The sequence below is a fragment of the Lachnoclostridium sp. An118 genome (genome assembly GCF_002160985.1).
GTDB classification, from domain to species: Bacteria; Bacillota; Clostridia; order Lachnospirales; family Lachnospiraceae; genus Claveliimonas; species Claveliimonas stercoravium.
Map to the genome: position 1 here is coordinate 64,110 of NZ_NFLQ01000009.1, position 17,160 is coordinate 81,269.

At 51.3% G+C, this 17,160-nt stretch carries 15 protein-coding genes and 1 tRNA gene; 4 read left to right on the forward strand and 12 right to left on the reverse strand.

Annotated elements, in window-relative coordinates:
- Positions 1-71: 71 nt before the first annotated feature.
- Entirely contained in the window at positions 72-959 is an 888-nt protein-coding gene (locus tag B5E62_RS09470) for a hypothetical protein (protein ID WP_076779716.1), read from the forward strand.
- 68 nt (positions 960-1,027) lie between these two features.
- On the opposite strand, the gene B5E62_RS17250 is transcribed toward B5E62_RS09470, so the two are convergent.
- Positions 1,028-1,831, reverse strand: a complete 804-nt coding sequence (locus tag B5E62_RS17250; protein ID WP_083582588.1) for a hypothetical protein — start codon at positions 1,829-1,831, stop codon at positions 1,028-1,030.
- 135 nt (positions 1,832-1,966) lie between these two features.
- Between B5E62_RS17250 and B5E62_RS09480 the strand changes: the two genes are divergently transcribed.
- Positions 1,967-2,119, forward strand: a complete 153-nt coding sequence (locus tag B5E62_RS09480; protein WP_076779718.1) for a toxin-antitoxin system protein — start codon at positions 1,967-1,969, stop codon at positions 2,117-2,119.
- 511 nt (positions 2,120-2,630) lie between these two features.
- Here B5E62_RS09480 and B5E62_RS09485 read toward each other — a convergent pair.
- Positions 2,631-3,755 (reverse strand): hypothetical protein, encoded by a 1,125-nt coding sequence (locus B5E62_RS09485; protein WP_087174348.1) that lies wholly within the window; start codon positions 3,753-3,755, stop codon positions 2,631-2,633.
- A gap of 130 nt (positions 3,756-3,885) precedes the next feature.
- Positions 3,886-3,958, reverse strand: a tRNA-Lys gene (locus tag B5E62_RS09490).
- Between the two features lie 174 nt (positions 3,959-4,132).
- Here B5E62_RS09490 and B5E62_RS09495 point away from each other — a divergent pair.
- Positions 4,133-4,672 carry a DUF6512 family protein gene (locus tag B5E62_RS09495; protein ID WP_087174349.1) on the forward strand — a complete coding sequence of 180 codons (540 nt, stop codon included), beginning with the start codon at positions 4,133-4,135 and terminating at the stop codon, positions 4,670-4,672.
- Positions 4,673-4,797: 125 nt separating this feature from the next.
- Here the strand turns inward: B5E62_RS09495 and B5E62_RS09500 are convergent, their stop codons facing one another.
- From B5E62_RS09500 to B5E62_RS17415, 7 genes are all read right to left on the reverse strand, one after another.
- Positions 4,798-6,057, reverse strand: a complete 1,260-nt coding sequence (locus B5E62_RS09500) for a DUF1002 domain-containing protein (protein WP_242957808.1) — start codon at positions 6,055-6,057, stop codon at positions 4,798-4,800.
- A 175-nt stretch (positions 6,058-6,232) separates the two neighbouring features.
- Positions 6,233-6,547 carry a thioredoxin family protein gene (locus B5E62_RS09505; RefSeq protein ID WP_162610291.1) on the reverse strand — a complete coding sequence of 105 codons (315 nt, stop codon included), beginning with the start codon at positions 6,545-6,547 and terminating at the stop codon, positions 6,233-6,235.
- Positions 6,548-6,573: 26 nt separating this feature from the next.
- Positions 6,574-6,708, reverse strand: a complete 135-nt coding sequence (locus tag B5E62_RS17410; protein ID WP_275532583.1) for a hypothetical protein — start codon at positions 6,706-6,708, stop codon at positions 6,574-6,576.
- 88 nt (positions 6,709-6,796) lie between these two features.
- A complete protein-coding gene (gene trmB, locus B5E62_RS09510; protein WP_087174351.1) occupies positions 6,797-7,456 on the reverse strand; it encodes a tRNA (guanosine(46)-N7)-methyltransferase TrmB in 660 nt (219 codons plus the stop codon).
- A gap of 182 nt (positions 7,457-7,638) precedes the next feature.
- The gene (glgB, locus tag B5E62_RS09515; protein ID WP_087174352.1) at positions 7,639-9,558 is read right to left on the reverse strand and encodes a 1,4-alpha-glucan branching protein GlgB; all 1,920 of its coding nucleotides are present in this window, start codon (positions 9,556-9,558) and stop codon (positions 7,639-7,641) included.
- Between the two features lie 124 nt (positions 9,559-9,682).
- Positions 9,683-12,805, reverse strand: coding sequence for a hypothetical protein (locus B5E62_RS09520; RefSeq protein ID WP_242957810.1), 3,123 nt, complete (start codon positions 12,803-12,805; stop codon positions 9,683-9,685).
- 295 nt (positions 12,806-13,100) lie between these two features.
- Positions 13,101-13,235, reverse strand: a complete 135-nt coding sequence (locus tag B5E62_RS17415; RefSeq protein ID WP_275532584.1) for a hypothetical protein — start codon at positions 13,233-13,235, stop codon at positions 13,101-13,103.
- Between the two features lie 682 nt (positions 13,236-13,917).
- Between B5E62_RS17415 and B5E62_RS09525 the strand changes: the two genes are divergently transcribed.
- Positions 13,918-14,478: a biotin transporter BioY gene (locus B5E62_RS09525; RefSeq protein WP_087174353.1), complete on the forward strand. Its 561-nt coding sequence runs from the start codon at positions 13,918-13,920 to the stop codon at positions 14,476-14,478.
- A gap of 26 nt (positions 14,479-14,504) precedes the next feature.
- Here B5E62_RS09525 and B5E62_RS09530 read toward each other — a convergent pair whose 3' ends face one another.
- Positions 14,505-16,493 (reverse strand): beta-propeller domain-containing protein, encoded by a 1,989-nt coding sequence (locus B5E62_RS09530; RefSeq protein WP_087174354.1) that lies wholly within the window; start codon positions 16,491-16,493, stop codon positions 14,505-14,507.
- A 16-nt stretch (positions 16,494-16,509) separates the two neighbouring features.
- Positions 16,510-16,992, reverse strand: coding sequence for an RNA polymerase sigma factor (locus tag B5E62_RS09535; RefSeq protein ID WP_087174355.1), 483 nt, complete (start codon positions 16,990-16,992; stop codon positions 16,510-16,512).
- Positions 16,993-17,160: the final 168 nt, after the last annotated feature.

Genomic DNA, 17,160 nt, shown 5'->3' on the forward strand with positions numbered 1-17,160 from the left:
ACAAACTGCACTTATAATTAAACTTTTTATATCCCTACATAAATAAATCCTTTAAGGAGAGCGATTATTTTATGACAATGTATAACGCTATTTTAGAAGAAATAGAAAACAAATCGAATAACCGCTATGCTTTTTTTCCAGAAGCTAAAGAGTCTTTATTGTCGCTATTTACATTGTGCGGTAAATATTGGAATCTTTATATACAAGATCAAATACTTAATGATGCAAAGGGTGTTTTGAAGAACTATAATAGTGTTGAGTTAAACTCAAACTATACTAAAATACGTAGGCGGAGAAAAGAAACAACAAAAAGAAAAAGTAGTCTTAATATTACTTCAAAGTTATATTTAGATTTTACATGGAAGCTTTATGAATCCTCTCAAAAACAATACGAATCCACCAATGGAGAGAAACAAGAAGATCCATCTAAAGAATTTTTTAAAAATATAGATAGTAAACGTCTTGATCGGATATTGAATAATGCTTTCGATGAATTACATAAAGAAAGGATAGAAAAAGAAATCTTAAACCACATGGATGCAATAGCGGACTATGATATTTCCTCTATAAATAAATTAAATCTGGATAATCTTCATTCAGCAATGAAAATAGTAAAAGAATCTCTTAATATACCAAAGCAATCTATTGAAAAATGCGTGGAGGAAGTTCTCGCTCCCGAAACCTTAGATTGTATTTTGGGGTATTTAAGAAAAAAAGAGTACATTTACTGCTACTTATATATTGCAGCAGTTAAGCGACCACTAAGTATAGGGAAAATAAATAGCTATACTCCGTCTTCGGGAAAATCAAACTGTTTCTTCAAAAAAAATTTTGAATATAATTATAAAGAGTTAAAGCTATCTTTTGAAGAAATAATTGGTCTTTATTATGAATATATTGACGCAAAGAAATCAATAACCTTATATGAAAATTTACTCAAGAATAATAAAGATAATTAAAAATAGCAAAAGATCTGCTAAAGCAAGCATTGTATCTTGAATTAGCAGATCTTTTGCCGTAAAATATATTACTTTTTAAATTTCTTTCTCATTTTAAAGGCTGTGCCCCCTGCAACAGCACTTCCTCCTAAAGTTGCAAGATAGATAAGGCTGGCCGGATCACCTGTCCTTGGAGCTTTATTCTCTGCTGTCTCTTCTGTAGCATCGTCAGCCTTCTCATTTGTAGTCTGATCGGTCTGCTGATCCTGTGTATTATCTGGTGTATCTGTAGCTTCTCCCGGATTAGTAGGCTCGCTTGGATCAGTTGGGTCAGTTGGATCGGTCGGATCACTTGGATCGGTTGGATCAGTTGGATCGGTCGGATCACTTGGATCGGTCGGATCACTTGGATCGGTCGGCTCTTCTGGTATGTCTCCAGGCTCCTCACAATTCTCGATCTCGCCACACTCGCTACACTCATGCTCCCAATGACCCAGCTCCGGCAGACCGGGGATAGTCTCCCAGTGTCCTTCTTCAGGATGCTCGATGGTGTCAATTACTACCTCACGGCTGCCGTACTGACCGGACTCACCGTTACGCATGTGATTCTTAACATGATCCACCAGGCTCTCACCAGTACCAACAACTTTGTCATTTACAAACTGAGTATGGATACCCTTAGACTCACAGTTGTAACAAATAGTCTGAATTTCAGTAATCTCTTCTACCCAACCTTCTTTATCGACAACCCATTCCTTAGTGTCCTCGGTTGCTTCCTGGTCTACTACATAGTAGGCGTCACCCCAGCTATGTTCGTGAGCTGAAACTACCCCCAGACTTCCCACTGTAAGCGTCAGAGTCGCTATCAGTGCAAGCATCACTTTACGTTTCATTTTCCTTTTCCTCCTTAGAAATTTATTACTTTGAATGTAATATACTTTTATGCATATCCTATTTTATCCTACTTTATCCTACTTTTCAATACTAAATATAACTTAGTGGTATATTACAGAAAAAGGATGTGTAGTATGAAGCCGTTAAAAACAAAAGTAAGTATTACATTGGATGAAAATGTAGTTAATCAAATTAAAGAATTAGCCGAAGAAGATGAACGGAATTTTAGTCAATACATTAATCTTATTTTAAAAAAGTGGATTGCTGAACATTCCTCAAATGAATAATAGTAAAAAACCCCTGCCAATTTATGGACTGGGATTTTTTGCTATAAGGAATATTATCCAATATTTAATTTTACTGTATTACTTCTAAATTATTAGCATTAACATTTTTTTATGTTAAAGATATTATATTTAAAATACTCTTTTTGTATCAGAGTAGATTGATCAAGTATTAGGAATTTGTAAGTAGGACGCTTGCACAGCCGACCCGCCGCCCTGTTAGGAACCGTCGCTCTGTGCATCCGCTTTGCGGAACGCTGGGACTCAATAGAATAAACAGAGAAATACTCTCCCTCGTATCCGGGGCACCTTTGGGGCACTTTCGGGCAACAAAATGTGATAAATTATAATAACACCAAATTAAAAAAAGCCCTTATTTTCGGGCTTTGTAAAACACTATAACAAGTTATGGTTTAACAGCATAGTCTCTCATTCCTTTAGATAACTATAACAACGGCGAAAACCCGCAGGCTGAAAGGCCGGCGGGTTTTCGTTGTCTGTACATATTTCCCCATCACAATATGTCTATCTTCAGCACCCTGTCCACAGACAGGCCGGGAAGATAACGGTACGGATAGGCTCCTGACTCAAAGAGAAGATACATAGTACCTCCATCCATATAAATCTGCTCCAGCATATATGGAAGCCGGATGTCCTCCAGAGCCATCTCATCCGTAAAATCCCTGATCCCGTCCGAGACCTGGTAGGCCGCCAGGCGGGACGGAAAAATCCCCATGGAATAGGACAGGAAAAGTATATCCCCCAGAAAAGTCATGCCCTGCGCATAGGGCGAGATCTTCAGGTCGTCCTCCTCGGCCACCCCCTGACGGACCTTTGACGCAGGGTGCTCGACAGGAACACTCCTGATGTTCCCGTCATCCTGCACCTCGTACTTTTTTATGGTGCTGTCCTCTTGCGTGGAATAATAACCCACGTACAGATAGGGGGCCTGGTAGGCCATAAAAGAGCTCCGTGGGATATCCAGTATGTTATTTACGTGGAGGAAGCTTATCGGCTCCCAGCCTTCCGAAAAATCATAGGCTTCTATACTCTCCATATCCAGCGCGTTCACCTGCGCGATCCCGTTCCTGCTCCCGCAGACCCACAGATTATCATTCCGGGCGTCGTAGGCAAGGCTTCCCACATGAGCCTTATTTGGCAGGACAACCTCTTTTACAAAATCGTGGGTCTCCTTGTCCACCACAAAAATGACTGAATTGTGGTTCTTTGACTGACAGTAGGCGCTGATAAAAAGATACTGCCCGGACACGGCAATCCCCTGGGGTGTCATGCCTGTACATACAGAAAATCTTTTGGCCCCGTTGTCCAGCAGCGTCCTGGCCGACTCAAGGCCGGGTATCACATAGGTCCCGCTGTCCGGCTCGTCCGCATGGGCCAGCACCGCCTCCTCATAGAGGCCGCTGTAGGGCTGCAGGCGCTCTGAAAATTCCTCCAGCGTATACTGGGAGCTCTCCGCATTTGTCGTGACGGCATCTGTCTTTGGCTCCACCTTCCCCATGCAGCCAAAGATGATCCCTATATACCCCGTCGGGATCAGGACGAGCACAAGACAGACTGCGAGCACTCTTCTTTTCCATCTATTCTTTTTGCTTTTTTTCCTGGTCTCTTTATCCTTCATGTTTTTCTGCCTTTCCCTCTGACATTATTATACCTCATTCCGGACAGACTTTTCTCCGCAACACAATAAAAGACAGAAAAAAACCGCCGACCCCAAGGCTTCCAAGTCCTTAAAATCAGCGATTTTTGAGTGCGCGATCAGGGGTTCGAACCCTGGACACCCTGATTAAGAGTCAGGTGCTCTGCCAGCTGAGCTAATCGCGCATTTTTTATTCTGTCGAGTCAAACCTCAACGCAAGGAGTATTATATAACAGTTTTTCAGATAATGCAAGCTGTTTTTTCATTTTTTCTTCTTTTTTTCTCTCTCCCGGCATATATATCTTTTATAACACCATCGCCGGCCGCATCCACCAGGGCCGCACAAGGAGGGACAAGCATTGCTTCAGATCTGCAGACGGAGGGATTTTCCCTACATGCTCTCAGCCGCGCTTTTGGGTAGCGCTTTGCATTTTCTGTATGATTTTTCCGGCGAAAACCCTTTCGCCGCACTCATTTCACCTGTCAACGAGTCCGTGTGGGAACATTTAAAGCTTCTCTTCTTCCCCTCACTGCTCCTGACCACAGTGGAATTTTTTATCCGCAGGCCTGATCCCCGGGCCCTGTTCGGCGCAAGGCTGACCGGCGTCACGGCCGGCATGGTCATCATCGTGAGCCTGTACTATCTCTACACCTTTATCCTCGGAAGAGGTTTTCTCGCCGCCGATATCCTCATCTTCCTGACAGGGACCTGCTTTTCCTATGTCATTTCCGGGCATCTGCTCAGGAGCTTCCGCCACGCCGACCCCATGCTCATCTTCCTGGGCTGGCTGCTCATTGCGCTCCTGTTTTTCTCCTTTACCTGCTTCCCGCCGGACCTGTTCCTCTTTTACCCGCCCCCGCACGGCATGGAACAGTCCCTGCCGGGACAGATGAATTGACAGAAAACAGCCAAAAGCGGACACAATATGGCAGGTGCATCTGCACAAAAAGACACCGGTGATGGCAAAAGCGGACGTAATACTTTTTAAAAGTATTACGTCCGCTTTTGCATGCTTTTATAATATTATTCGCCCGTGAAAAAATTCTTGATCCTTGTGAAGAGCCCGTCTTTAAATCCGCTCTCGTTGACTGTACTGTCCGTAACGACATCGGAGCCGAGCGCCTCATCGTTTGTGTCACTGAGGATGCCGTCGTCAGACCCCACAAAGAAGGTCTTTACCGTGTTCCATATATTGGAGAGCGCGCCACTCTCGCCGGTCAGATTGTCCAGCGTGTCCTTCAGCGCATTCACATCGTAATCATACTGGGAAATCTTCTCCATCAGAGCCACTACCTGGGCTCTCTGGTCGTCTGTCAGCGTGATCTCATTCTCTTCCGCGATATTGTCCACAGCATCGCCAATCTCCTCGGGGTCCGTCAGCCCCTCGTCAATAACCTCGGTCTTGACGTCCTTGATGACCTCTGTGGCCTTCTCCTGTCCCACACTGTCGGCCAGGTCGCCTGTGGTCACAAGCTCCTCCATAGCCGCTTCCTTCTGTCCCTCGTCCAGCTCCTCGCCGCTGGCCGTCTCGTAAGCCATGATGATGCCTGTCAGGGCACCGGTGCCGGACACCTCAAAGGGGCACGCAGCAATGACATTGCAGTTCTCCATCCCCGCTGTGGTCAGGGTGCTGGCAATCATGGCGCTTGTCACAAAGTTCAGGTTCGCCGTCTTCACCTTGATGCCGCCGGAATCCGTGGGCTCCACGTAGGCACAGCTGTTCGTAGTCGGCCCTATCTGCTCGTCCGTAGCGATCCCCTGCATGTACTGCACCTCATCAGCGTGTGTGACCACGATAGTCTCCACCTCATCCGGGGAAGTGCCAAAGTATTCGTACATGGAGGCCCGCTGCTCCTCGTTTAAGTTCTCGCCGAGGGTGACCACCTTACCGCTGTCTGTATTTCCCTCCGTCTCTTCTGCTGTATCCTCTTCTTCTGCATCTGCGCTCTCGTCTGCTGTCCCGTCTGTCTGCTGTCCATCCTCTGTCACAGTGCCGTCTGTAGTCCCTGTTCCCTGGCCGGTCCCGTCTGTATCCGCACCGGTCTGCCCGGTCCCGTCAGCTGTGGTCCCGCCATTTCCGCCGGCCGCGCTGTCCTCACCTCCCGCGGAGCCTGTCTCCCCGGAAGTACCTCCTGTCACGCCGGCGCTGTCCGTTCCCGCCGTTCCTGACTCCGCGCTTCCCGCATCCTGTGCGGTACTGCCTGTCTCCGATGCAGAGGCCGCCATAGGGATGCTGGCCGTCACCATTACCGCCGCCATCAGAAGCGGCAAAACTTTTTTCATTTTCATACGCTTTCGGTCTAAAAACCTTGTCTCCCTTTTTAATTATTTTCTGGTCTGTACAGCGCCGGCACATTCCGGAGCTGATTTTCACCGTACTCAATATAACACATTACGGCCCGATTGTACACGGATCTTTTCTTAAAAAAGGATGAAGAAAAAGAGAAGGAGCCGCTTCTCACAGCAGCTCCTTCAGCCTTTTCTCCAGTACCTCATCTCCCACAACGCCCTTCATGAAGGCCTTCACCGCGCCTCCCCTCACAAGCAGGAATGCAGGCACGATATCCGCCCCGTACACAGCCGCAAGGCGGGGACTCTCCTCCACCTCAACCTCGCAGAACCTGACTCTTCCTCTGTATTTCTCTTCCAGCTCCTCCGCATAGGGTCTGGTCATAGAGCATTTCGGGCACCATTTTTCATAAAACATGACAACAACGGCCCCCGTCTCACGCAGGACCTCTATATCAAAATTCTCCTCTGTCAGGTGATACATAAGGACATCCTTTCCGCTCTTTCGGGTCAGCATCCGGGATTGAGCATGCGGTACACTTCATGCATGGACCTGTGAAAACAGTCAATGAGACGGCTTCTCCTTCTGAGCCGGTACAGCATACAGCTCCATCTGGAGATGCTCCCGGGTCTTCTCTTCCCCATATGCCAGTCTCCTTCGCAAATTCTTCTCCCTATATAGTATGCAGGAGCGTTCCCTCTATTGACTCTCCATCCCGGGTCTGTCCGGCCTTTACCTTCCTGCAGTCAGCTTACAGATAGGATTCCCCTTTGCGGAAAATTTCTCCTCATACTCAGTCATCACATTCCCCCTGTTCATATCCGGGTCGCCGTGGAGGTCCCAGGTGCTCATGAGCACTCTCCAGCCCGCCTCCTCAGCCTCCTCCAGGGAAAACCGGAACAGGTCCCGGTTGTCTGTCTTAAACTCCACCTGTCCATCCGGCGCCAGCACCTGGTCATACCTGGCAAAAAATCCTCTGGACGTGAGCCTCCTCCTGGCGTGCCGCTTCTTGGGCCAGGGGTCGGAAAAATTGAGGTAGATCCCCTGTACCTCCCCCTTCCCGAACACTTCAGCGATCTGCGCCGCATCCATGCAGATAAACCGGATGTTTCCCAAAGTCCGGCCGCCCCGGTCCTCCTCCAGCTTATCCAGCCTCTCCACAGCCCGCAGGAGGACGCTGGAATAGCGCTCAATGCCGATATAGTTCCGCTCCGGATGCCGGGCCGCCATCTCTGTGAGGAACTGTCCCTTTCCCATGCCAATCTCTATATAGACAGGGTTGTCGTTTCCAAAGACCTCCCTCCACCGCCCCTTCAGCTCCTTCTCGTTTTTTATCACCTTGTCGTGGGCCTCCAGCACGCCCTCCGCCCGGGGTATATTTCTCAGACGCATCTCCTTTGCCGTCTCCTTTCACCTTTGATCGGATGGAAGAAATTCCCTTCCCCTGCCCGCTCACCGCGACGCCCCGCTCATCTTGCGGCATTGCCGCCCGATGGTCTCCGGGTGTATCGCACAAAAACTACAGGCGGAGGAACGCCTTTTCCTTCCGCCTGTAAATCATAGCATAACTCTCTCTAAAATTCAAAGACAGCCACTCCGTAGGGAGGCAGCTTGTAGGCAAATGAGTAGGGCCTGCCGTCGCACTCAGATTTCACAGCCTTATAGACCTTGGGCCTCACCTCGCCCTTCCCGCCGTACTGCAGGTCGTCACTGTTCATGACCAGCTTGTACTGCTTTCTCCTGGGAACGCCCACCCGGTAGTCGTCCCTGGCCATGGGGGTGAAATTGATGACAAAGAGAAGGTTCTTCTTGCCGCCCTTTCCGTGGCGCATGAAGCTGTAAATGCTCCTGTCCCTGTCGTCCGCATTGATCCACTCAAATCCCTCCCAGGTGCTGTCCTGGTCATAGAGGGCCCTGTTCTTCTTGTACAGATGGAGAAGGTCTCTCATCCAGTTCTGGATAGCCTGGTGCTCCGGCTCCGCCAGGAGGAACCAGTCCAGCTCCCTCTTCTCGCTCCACTCTCTGAGCTGGGCGAATTCCTGGCCCATGAAGAGCAGCTTCTTGCCCGCATGTCCGATCATGAAGGCATAGCCGGCCTTCAGGTTGGCGTACTTGTCAAATCCAAGCCCGGGCATCTTGTTCAGCATGGAGCATTTCAGATGCACCACCTCGTCGTGGGAGAGCACGAGGATATACTTCTCGCTGTATGCGTAGCTCATGGCAAATGTCATCAGGTTGTGGGCTCCCTTCCTGAAATAGGGATCCAGCTTCATATATTCAGTAAAATCGTGCATCCAGCCCATGTTCCACTTCAGGCTGAAGCCCAGGCCGTCGTCCTCCACCTTGCCCGTCACCTTGGGCCATGCGGTGGACTCCTCCGCGATCATCACCGCCCCCGGATTTCTCCCCAGGACCACGGAATTCAGATGCTTGAAAAATCCGATAGCCTCCAGGTTCTTGTTACCGCCGTACTTGTTGGCCACCCACTGGCCGTCCTGCTTGCCGTAATCCAGATAGAGCATGGATGCCACGGCATCTACCCGAAGCCCGTCCACATGGTAGTTCTCTATCCAGAACAGGGCATTGGAGATAAGGAAATTCTGCACCTCATTTTTCCCGTAGTCAAAAATCTTTGTCCCCCAGTCCGGGTGCTCTCCCTTTCTGGGATCCGCGTACTCAAAGGTGGGTGTCCCGTCAAAGTCCGCAAGCCCGTGGGTATCCCGGGGAAAATGAGCCGGCACCCAGTCCAGGATAACGCCAATCCTGTTGCGGTGCAGATAATTGATCATCCAGGCAAAGTCCTCCGGCGTGCCGTAACGGGACGTGGGAGCGAAATATCCTGTCACCTGGTAGCCCCAGGAGCCGTCAAAGGGGTGCTCCGCGATCCCCATGATCTCAATGTGGGTATAGCCCATGTATTTCACATACTTCACGATTTCTCTGGCAAATTCCCGGTAATTGTAGAAGCCGTCCTCATCGTCCTCTGTCAGCGGGTGCTTCTTCCACGATCCGATGTGGATTTCATAGATGGACATAGGCTCAACCGTATGGTCCCACGTCTTGCGGTTCTCCATCCACTCTCCGTCTGTCCAGGCAATGCGCGACAGGTCCACCACCCTGGACGCTGTCCCCGGCCTCTTCTCCGCATAGTTGGCAAAGGGGTCTGCCTTCAGGATATACTCCCCTTTGTAGGTCTTGATGCAGTATTTATAAAGTGACATCTCGGGCAGATCCGGCACAAAGCAGGTGTAAATGCCGAGAGGCTCTCCCCGCTCCATCGGGTTTGCCTCCCTGTCCCAGCCGTTAAAGTCTCCCACCACAGAGACCTCCTGCGCGTGGGGAGCCCAGACAGCAAAATAAACGCCCTCCTGATCTTTGTCCTTTACCCGGTGGGCGCCCAGCTTTCTGTATATTTCGTAATGGTTTCCCTGACCGAACAGATAATGGTCAAGCTCCCCGATCTCATAAGGTTTTATGTTCTTCTTTACTGCCATGATTTCACCCTCTCATGCTCAATTTCTAATACATCTATTATACTTTATCCCCCCACAAAAAGAAAGAGTTTTGAACAATCTATTTTGTCAAAACTCCTTCTTTTTTATACATTTTGTACAGTTTTTAAATCCTGAAATCGTCTTCCTTCAGAATGATCCTGTCAGACTCATCCGTTCCCTTCCGGAACATACGGCGGGCAAGATGCTTGACATTTGCCTTCTGTGAATGCTCGATCGCGGCATCCATGATCTCCTTCACCTCTGCCACAGACACGGCATGGTCCTCTCTCTGCATCACATCGATCCTGCTGTAGAGAGCCAGGATACCCATCTCATCCAGCTTGTATCCGTTCTCCTTGGCGTAGGTCTGCCCGAAGGTGACGAGCTCATCATTGATAAACACCGGAAGCTCCAGTCTGGATGTAAATTTCTTCTTGAATTCCGGATTTGCCGTAAACAGCCTCTCCAGCGCCTTCTTCTGGTCCTCCAGGACAAAGAGCAGCTCGCCTGTCTTCTTCTCCATCAGGATGTTCAGCTCCCGGACTGTCCTCGCGTTGAGCTTCCCTGCCTTCTCGATGATGATGGCGCCTCCCCGCAGCTTCTGGATGATATTGGGTATATCCTTCTTGTTCAGGGACTCGCCCGTCACGATGGCCACCTTGCCCTGCTTCAGGTTCCTCTGCTTCTGGATGGCCTTCACCATATCCACAGCAAGGACCGTCTTTCCGGAGCCCTTGTGTCCGATGACCAGGATGTTGCCGGTGCGGGATGTGCCGCCCCTTCTCTCTCTCCGGTCATTGTCCAGCACCTCCACGATCTGCTCGCTCATGCCCCGGACAGGAACAAAATAGGAGAAGAGCTGCTTCTGCTCCTCAGTAAGTCCCGCCTTCAGGCCGATCTCGCTGGTAGCGCTCAGGTCATACCGACCTGTCACCACAAACCCGGTGTCAAAAGGCACGCCGCCTTTTCCTTTCTGGATCCTTCTCTGGATCTCCTCCTCCGTGGGCTCCTCGATGACAAGCTCCTCTGTCCTTCTCGCCTGCTTAGCGGCCTCTTTCTCCGCCTTCTTCTGGGCCCGCTTCTCTTTTCTGGTCAGCTTGTGGTCAGGCTCCTCGGGAATTTCTTCCTCTTCCTCCGGCTCTTCCTCTTCATCGAAGAAATCATCGTCGTAATCTTCATCATCTATGTCATCATAATCTTCGTAGTCGTCTACCAGGTCGTCCTCCTCATAGCCGTCCTCATCCTCAAAGTCGGCTTCCTCGTAGCCGTCCTCGTCCTCATAGTCAGCTTCCTCGTAGTCATCCTCGTCCTCAAAGTCGGCTTCCCCGTAGTCGTCCTCGTCCTCAAAGTCAGCCTCCCCGTAGTCATCCTCATCCTCAAAGTCGGCTTCCTCGTAGGACTCCTCTTCAAAAGCCGCCTGGAATTCGTCATCAAAATCCGATGGCTCATCCTTTCTGCGGGACTGTCTCTCCTCGGCCTCCAGCTCTTCCATGAGCTGCCTCAGGTCAGCTGTCATGCCGGTGGCGGAGTCTTCCTCCTCTGCCGGCGCAGCCGCGGGCTCCTGCTGACGATCGTCCTCGTCCTCAAAGTCGGCTTCCTCCTCGAAGTCAGCCTCTTCATAGTCAGCTTCCTCCTGGTCCGGCTCCTGTTCAGCCTCGAAGTCAGCCTCCTCATCCCCGGCCTCCTCGTACTCAGCTTCCTCGTACTCCGGCTCCTGCTCGGCCTCGAAGTCAGCCTCCTCGTACTCGGCCTCCTCGGTCTCGACGATGCCTCCGGTCACCTCCGTCTCCAGCTCTGACTCCACGGTCTCTTCCTCGGCAGCTTCCTCTGCCTCCTCCCGGGGAACGGCGTTCTTCACAGCCTCCTTCAGCTCAGCAGTCACCTGGCCGGAGGCGATGCGGTCCAGAAGGGCCTCCTCCTCTTCCGCCTTCTGGCGGGCAAGGCGCTTCTCCTCGTCAGCCTTCTGCTTTGCCAGGATCCGCTCCTGCTCAGCCTGCTCCTCGGCCAGCCTCCTGGCCTCCTCGGCAGCCTTCTGCTCTGCGATCCTCCTGGCCTCCTCGGCAGCTCTCTGCTGCTCCTCTATCCTTCTTGCCTCCTCCTCGCGGCGGCGCTGTGCCTCCTGCTTCTTCTCGGCAAGCTTCTCTTCATCCCGCTTCTTCTGGGCCTCGATGGCCTCGGCATTGTCCTTCTGCTTTGCCTCCCAGGCCGCCAGGATCTCCTCGATCTTCATCTGGCCTGTGATGCGCATATCCTCATCCCGCTTGGGGCTGGCTTTTTTCTCAATGTCCTCTATGTCCATGCCGCTGGCAACCTTGACGCCGTTGGCCAGGGCCTCAGCCAGTGTGGCCCCCTTCACCGTCTTGCGGATAGGAGAGTCCTCCTTCACCTTCTTCCGGCTCCTCCGGGACTCCTCCGCCTCGGATCCCTCCTCAGCAGCCGCACTGGCCTGCGCAGCCTGCTCTCTTGCCGCCCGGAGCTCATCCAGCCGGATTTCTCTTGTCTCCGCATCTATGGTACCGGACGTCTCCGGAGCTCTCTGTTCAAACAGGCTCTGCTCCGTCTCCTCCGGAGCTGCCTGTCCCTCGTCCTCCGTGTCCTCCGCAGACTCCCGGGACGTCTCATCCGGCTCCTCCCCCGGCTCTTCCTCTGCCGCTCTGTCTCTCGGGAGGGTATGCGAGGGCACGCCTCTCATGCTGTCATACTTCTCCTGCTGGAGAGGAGTCAGCGGTTTATATTTCATCTTCAGCTCCATGGCCTGGTAGACGTATTTCCCTTCGCTGAACCAGAGGATCAGGTCATCGCACTCCTCCAGGCACTCCGCGGTCATGCCGGCCTCATGGTAGAGCTTTGCCAGCTCATAAGCCCACTTCTCCACATATTCCGCCTTCTTGAAGTCCTCCAGCGCCTCGATCTGCTCAGACAGCGGCGCGCGGCGTGCCTTCAGTATCTTATATTTTAAGATGAACTGGTTGGGGTCCTTCGGCGCCAGTCTGACAAACTCTTCATAGCAGTCCGAGGCCTCATCCGTGTCATTGATCTTCAAAGCAAGTGTTCCAAGGCGATAGACGGTCTTCCTGCTCCCCGGAGCCCTGTCATAAGCCATGAACAGTACATCCCTGCTCTTCTGATACTCCCCGTTATATTCATAAATCTCACTTACGTTGTTGAGCATGGACGCGTTTTTTACACGGCGCCAGTCGATCGTGTCAGCGATCTCCATGGCTTTCTTGTACTGCTTTTTTTCCATGTATTCAAGCATCTGCTCCGTTTTAACCCGATATTCATATTTATCCAATATTCTCACCTCAACAAATATGTTTCTATATAACAATGTATATATTTTAACTCTTTTAGTGTATCATACAGGGTAGTCAATGTCAAAATATATCACAAAAATAGCCACTACGATCACTTTATTGGTCATAGTGGCTATCTCCTATTAAATTTTATCATATTTTATATTATCTCGGAGGATAGGATGTCGACTTTTCAGTTCCCGCCTTTGCTCTTTTTCTTCGAACATTTATAACTCAAAGTCCGGATCAAAATCTCCAAAATCTCTTATTTATATCTCCCTCATGATCATCTGTATAAAACATATCCTCAGTTATTATAATATCTATAGCCGTTGCTGTTACAGCCTCATCCCTTATTACGATAACTATGTCTGTAACCATATTGAGCTATTCCTTCTATAACTTACATTTTATACAGCTCCCTGATATAAATTCCGATATATTATCCGATGCTTCTTCACGCATCTTCTAATATCTTTGAACTATATGTGGTATCTGTTCCGATATGTCTGCAGCTTTATCGATTTTTATTATACCGATATTTTGTACTCTCCGATCAACTTTCCTTATAAAATTCTATCGGTCCTTCTATCATCAAGGCTTACTCTCTGGGAACTGTCTGCTGCCATACCACTGACATATGGAAAATGAAATTCTGAATTGTCCAATGGATTAAGCCTCCTTCCATTTGATTTCCACCTAAATACCATACACCTCACCGACATATGAAATATATGATATTTATTTTCTGAAATCCTTCCTTTTTGCTTTTAAAGCTCCCTTTCTCGTCAGAAGCTCTGTTTCGGAATGGATTTCTTTTGGATTGACTATATAATAGCACCAGGTCTTCTTTTTGTCAACACTATTTCTTTTATAACTTTAAATTAATTTATAATTTTCTAATTGTTTATAATAATTCTGATAATTACTTCTTTTCACCGCACCAATTGTTAACTTTGATTATTTTTAAGTTGACAATCTTAGTGGTCTTATTATATACTCTGATCAGTTTACAACATCACAGCGCTGCCCTTTTTATCGCAGCAGAAGGAGGTTCACATCTATGTCCACAACGAACGAAAGGGTCTCATCCGGCTCCCGTTTCTCCACCCGCAGCCTGGTGCTCACCGCCCTTATGACCGCGGTCACCTGCATACTGGCGCCTCTGTCCATTCCCATCCCGCTCAGTCCCGTGCCGCTGACGCTGACCAACCTTGTGCTGGGATTTTCTATTTTCCTGCTGGGATGGAAGAAAGCCACAGCCAGCTGCATCATCTATCTGCTCCTGGGCCTGTGCGGCCTTCCCGTCTTCTCCGGCTTCTCGGGAGGCGTAGGAAAATTTGCCGGTCCCACCGGCGGCTACCTGATCGGCTTTCTCTTCCTCACCGTGATCGGCGGCCTCGTGGCCGGGCACTTCCACTGGAGGCGGGGCGCCTGCGTGGCCGGGCTCGTGCTTGGCATGGCGGTGACCTACGCCTTCGGCACGGCGTGGCTTTGCGTGCAGCTTGACCTGGGCATCACGGAGGGCCTTTTCATAGGCGTCATACCCTATCTGCCGGGAGATGCTGTCAAGATCGCCCTCACGGTGATCCTGGGGCCTGTCCTGAAAAAGAGAGTGCGCTGAACATACGGCCTGCGCACTCTGCTTTTTTACAGGATGATATCTCCTGTCTTCTTAAAATCTTCCATCCCGTAGGACTCAATGATATTTCCCTTGACCACATAGAGCACATTTTCTATGTAGAGCCCTCTGGCCGCTCTCTGGCTGCTGCCGTTTACCCGCTCCTCCATAAGGCAGGTAAAGCCCTTGTCCGCATCGTAGGAGAACACGTAATATATTTCCTGCGCTCCCCTGTAGGCGGAAAAACCGATGATATTCCTGTCCGGGTCGATGAGTGCCGCCTTGTAGTCGTAGAGCACGTCGGCGCTGTAGACATTTTCCAGAATCAGCGTGTGCTCCTCCTGTACATCGGAGGGGTCGCTGACATTGAACATGCTCAGCTTCACGCCTCCCGTGGCCCCCGTCTCCTCGTCCGCATCCATGCCGATGCCCAGGAGGCACTCCTCTCCGTAGGGGTGGAGATAATCGGAGAAGCCCGGGATCTTCAGCTCTCCCAGTATCTGGGGATTTTCCGGGTCTGACAGGTCCACCGAGAAGAGGGGGTCTGTGTTCCGGAACGTGACAAAATACCCCATATCCCCCATCAGCCTGGCGGAGTAGACCTGCTCATCCTTTGCCAAATTGTCAATGCGTCCTGTCTCCTCCAGATCCGGGCCCAGTATATAGAGCCCGTTGGCGTTCTCGTCCGTAGTCACCACCCGCAGGTTCCCTTCATACTCGTCTATGGAAAACGAGTCGTCTATCGTGCCCGGGACAGAGCCCTTGGCCACTGCCTCCAGCCTCCCCTCCTTATAGGAAATCTTCCGGATGAGCGTGCTGTACTCCCATCCAAACCCATCGTACCCGGAGGAGACTTCGTACCAGTAGATATTTTCATTGCTCACATAGAGTTCCCCGTAACCCGCAAAGAGGGCCTTGCTGTCCGCGATCCGGTCCGGCGTCTTTATATCCGTGGACGTCATGACCAGATACTGGCTTGGGCTGTCCGTCTCGGGCAGGTAGATGGAGCTCTCCTGTATCAGGCTGCCGCCCGCCTGTGGGATGTATGTCTCCCTGGCCTCCGCCTCGGCAAACATATCCGCGTAGAAGGTGGTAAACACGTACACGTGATCCCCCACCATGCGGGAGGACCGGTAGCTTCCGCTCTGGGTCACCTCCCCCAGCTTCCTGGGCGCTCCCCTGTCAGAGATGTCATAGGTGACAAGGGCTGTCCCGCTGCTCCAGATATCATAGTCCGCCTTCTCCTCATCCGCATCCACAGCATAGGTGAAGAGCATAAGCCTGCTGTCTGCCACGTAGAATTCCAGGATCTGTCTGTCCTCACTGATGACTCCGGCCTCTTCCATCCCGTCTGCCGTGTCCACAATGGAGATCTCGCCCTCATCTGTCAGGGTGTAGATATAGCGTCCGTCCGTCTTCACCACGTCACCCTCGTCCACACCTTCCTGGCGGATGTTTGTGTCAGAGTAGCTGCCGGCATAGTCGGCCGCCCCGCTGGCCGCCGCAGCCTGCGAACTCTCCTCCGCTCCCGACGGGGAGGCGCTCTCTGCGGTCACTTCCCGGGACTCCGGATGGAAGCCGCTGATCCCGCCCGGCTCATTCTCTTCATACGCTTCCTGGTATTCTTCGAGACAGGCGTAGATATCATCGTAGCTCCCGGCCGCTGTCAGCTTTCCGCTCTCCGTCTCTGTCTCTGGTCCTGCGCCGCCGGAGCTGGTTGATATATGATAGGACTCACCTTCCGGAGACCCGCTGGCCTCCCGGGCCCCCATCGTATAGGCGGCTCCCGCCAGACATACCAGGGCCAGTCCTGCCGCCAGCGCCGCCACCTGACGGCCCCGGACAGAGCGCAGGAAACGTACGGTCCTTCTCCGCTTCTCTCCCTTCTCTTCTTCCTTTTCTCTGTCGCGCTTTTCCAGCATCTCCTTCACATGCTCAGGCTCCAGCGCCTCCGGTACCCGGAGCTCTCCTGAAGAAGACCGTATCTTTTCAAGCATTTCCTGTTCTTTCTTTTCCATGCAGACCTCTCCTTTCCTACTCCTTCAGTATCAGACTCATTTTGGCCAGCGCCCGGCTCAGCTTTGAGCGCACGGTGGAGGGGCTCTTCTCCAGAAACTCCCCTATCTCCCCGCTGGTGTACCCGCCAAACACGGACAGCCCCACGATGAGCTGCTCCTCCTCCGCCAGGATGGCAAAGGCGTTCCTCACGTCCACGGCCTGCTCCCAGTCCGGGGCGCTTTCCTCCTCATTCGAGAAAAAGGTCCATTCCGCCTTTTCCTGGTCTTTCTCCTGCTGCCGCCATTTCCGCCTGCACGTGTTGGCCAGGATCGTGAAGATCCAGCTCCTGAAGGACTCCTCGCTGCGCAGGGAACCGATGTGCTCATAGGCCTGTATCACAGCCTCGCTGACAGCGTCCTCCGCGTCGTGAGAGCTCTTCATCATGCAGAGCGCAAAACGGTACATGTCCGTGTACACTGTGCCGTACAGGGCAGCAAAGCCTTCCGCATCACACTTCATAGTATTTCCTCCCTCGTAACTGCCTGTCTGCTCCTTTTATATATTAGAGTCTTTTGGCAGGCCTTCTGTTGCATGGAAAATGATCCTTTGCAAAAAAACAGACAGCCCCGGCCAGATGCTTTTGTCTGACACGGGGCTGTCCGCACTTTATCTCACCGGTCCTGTTCT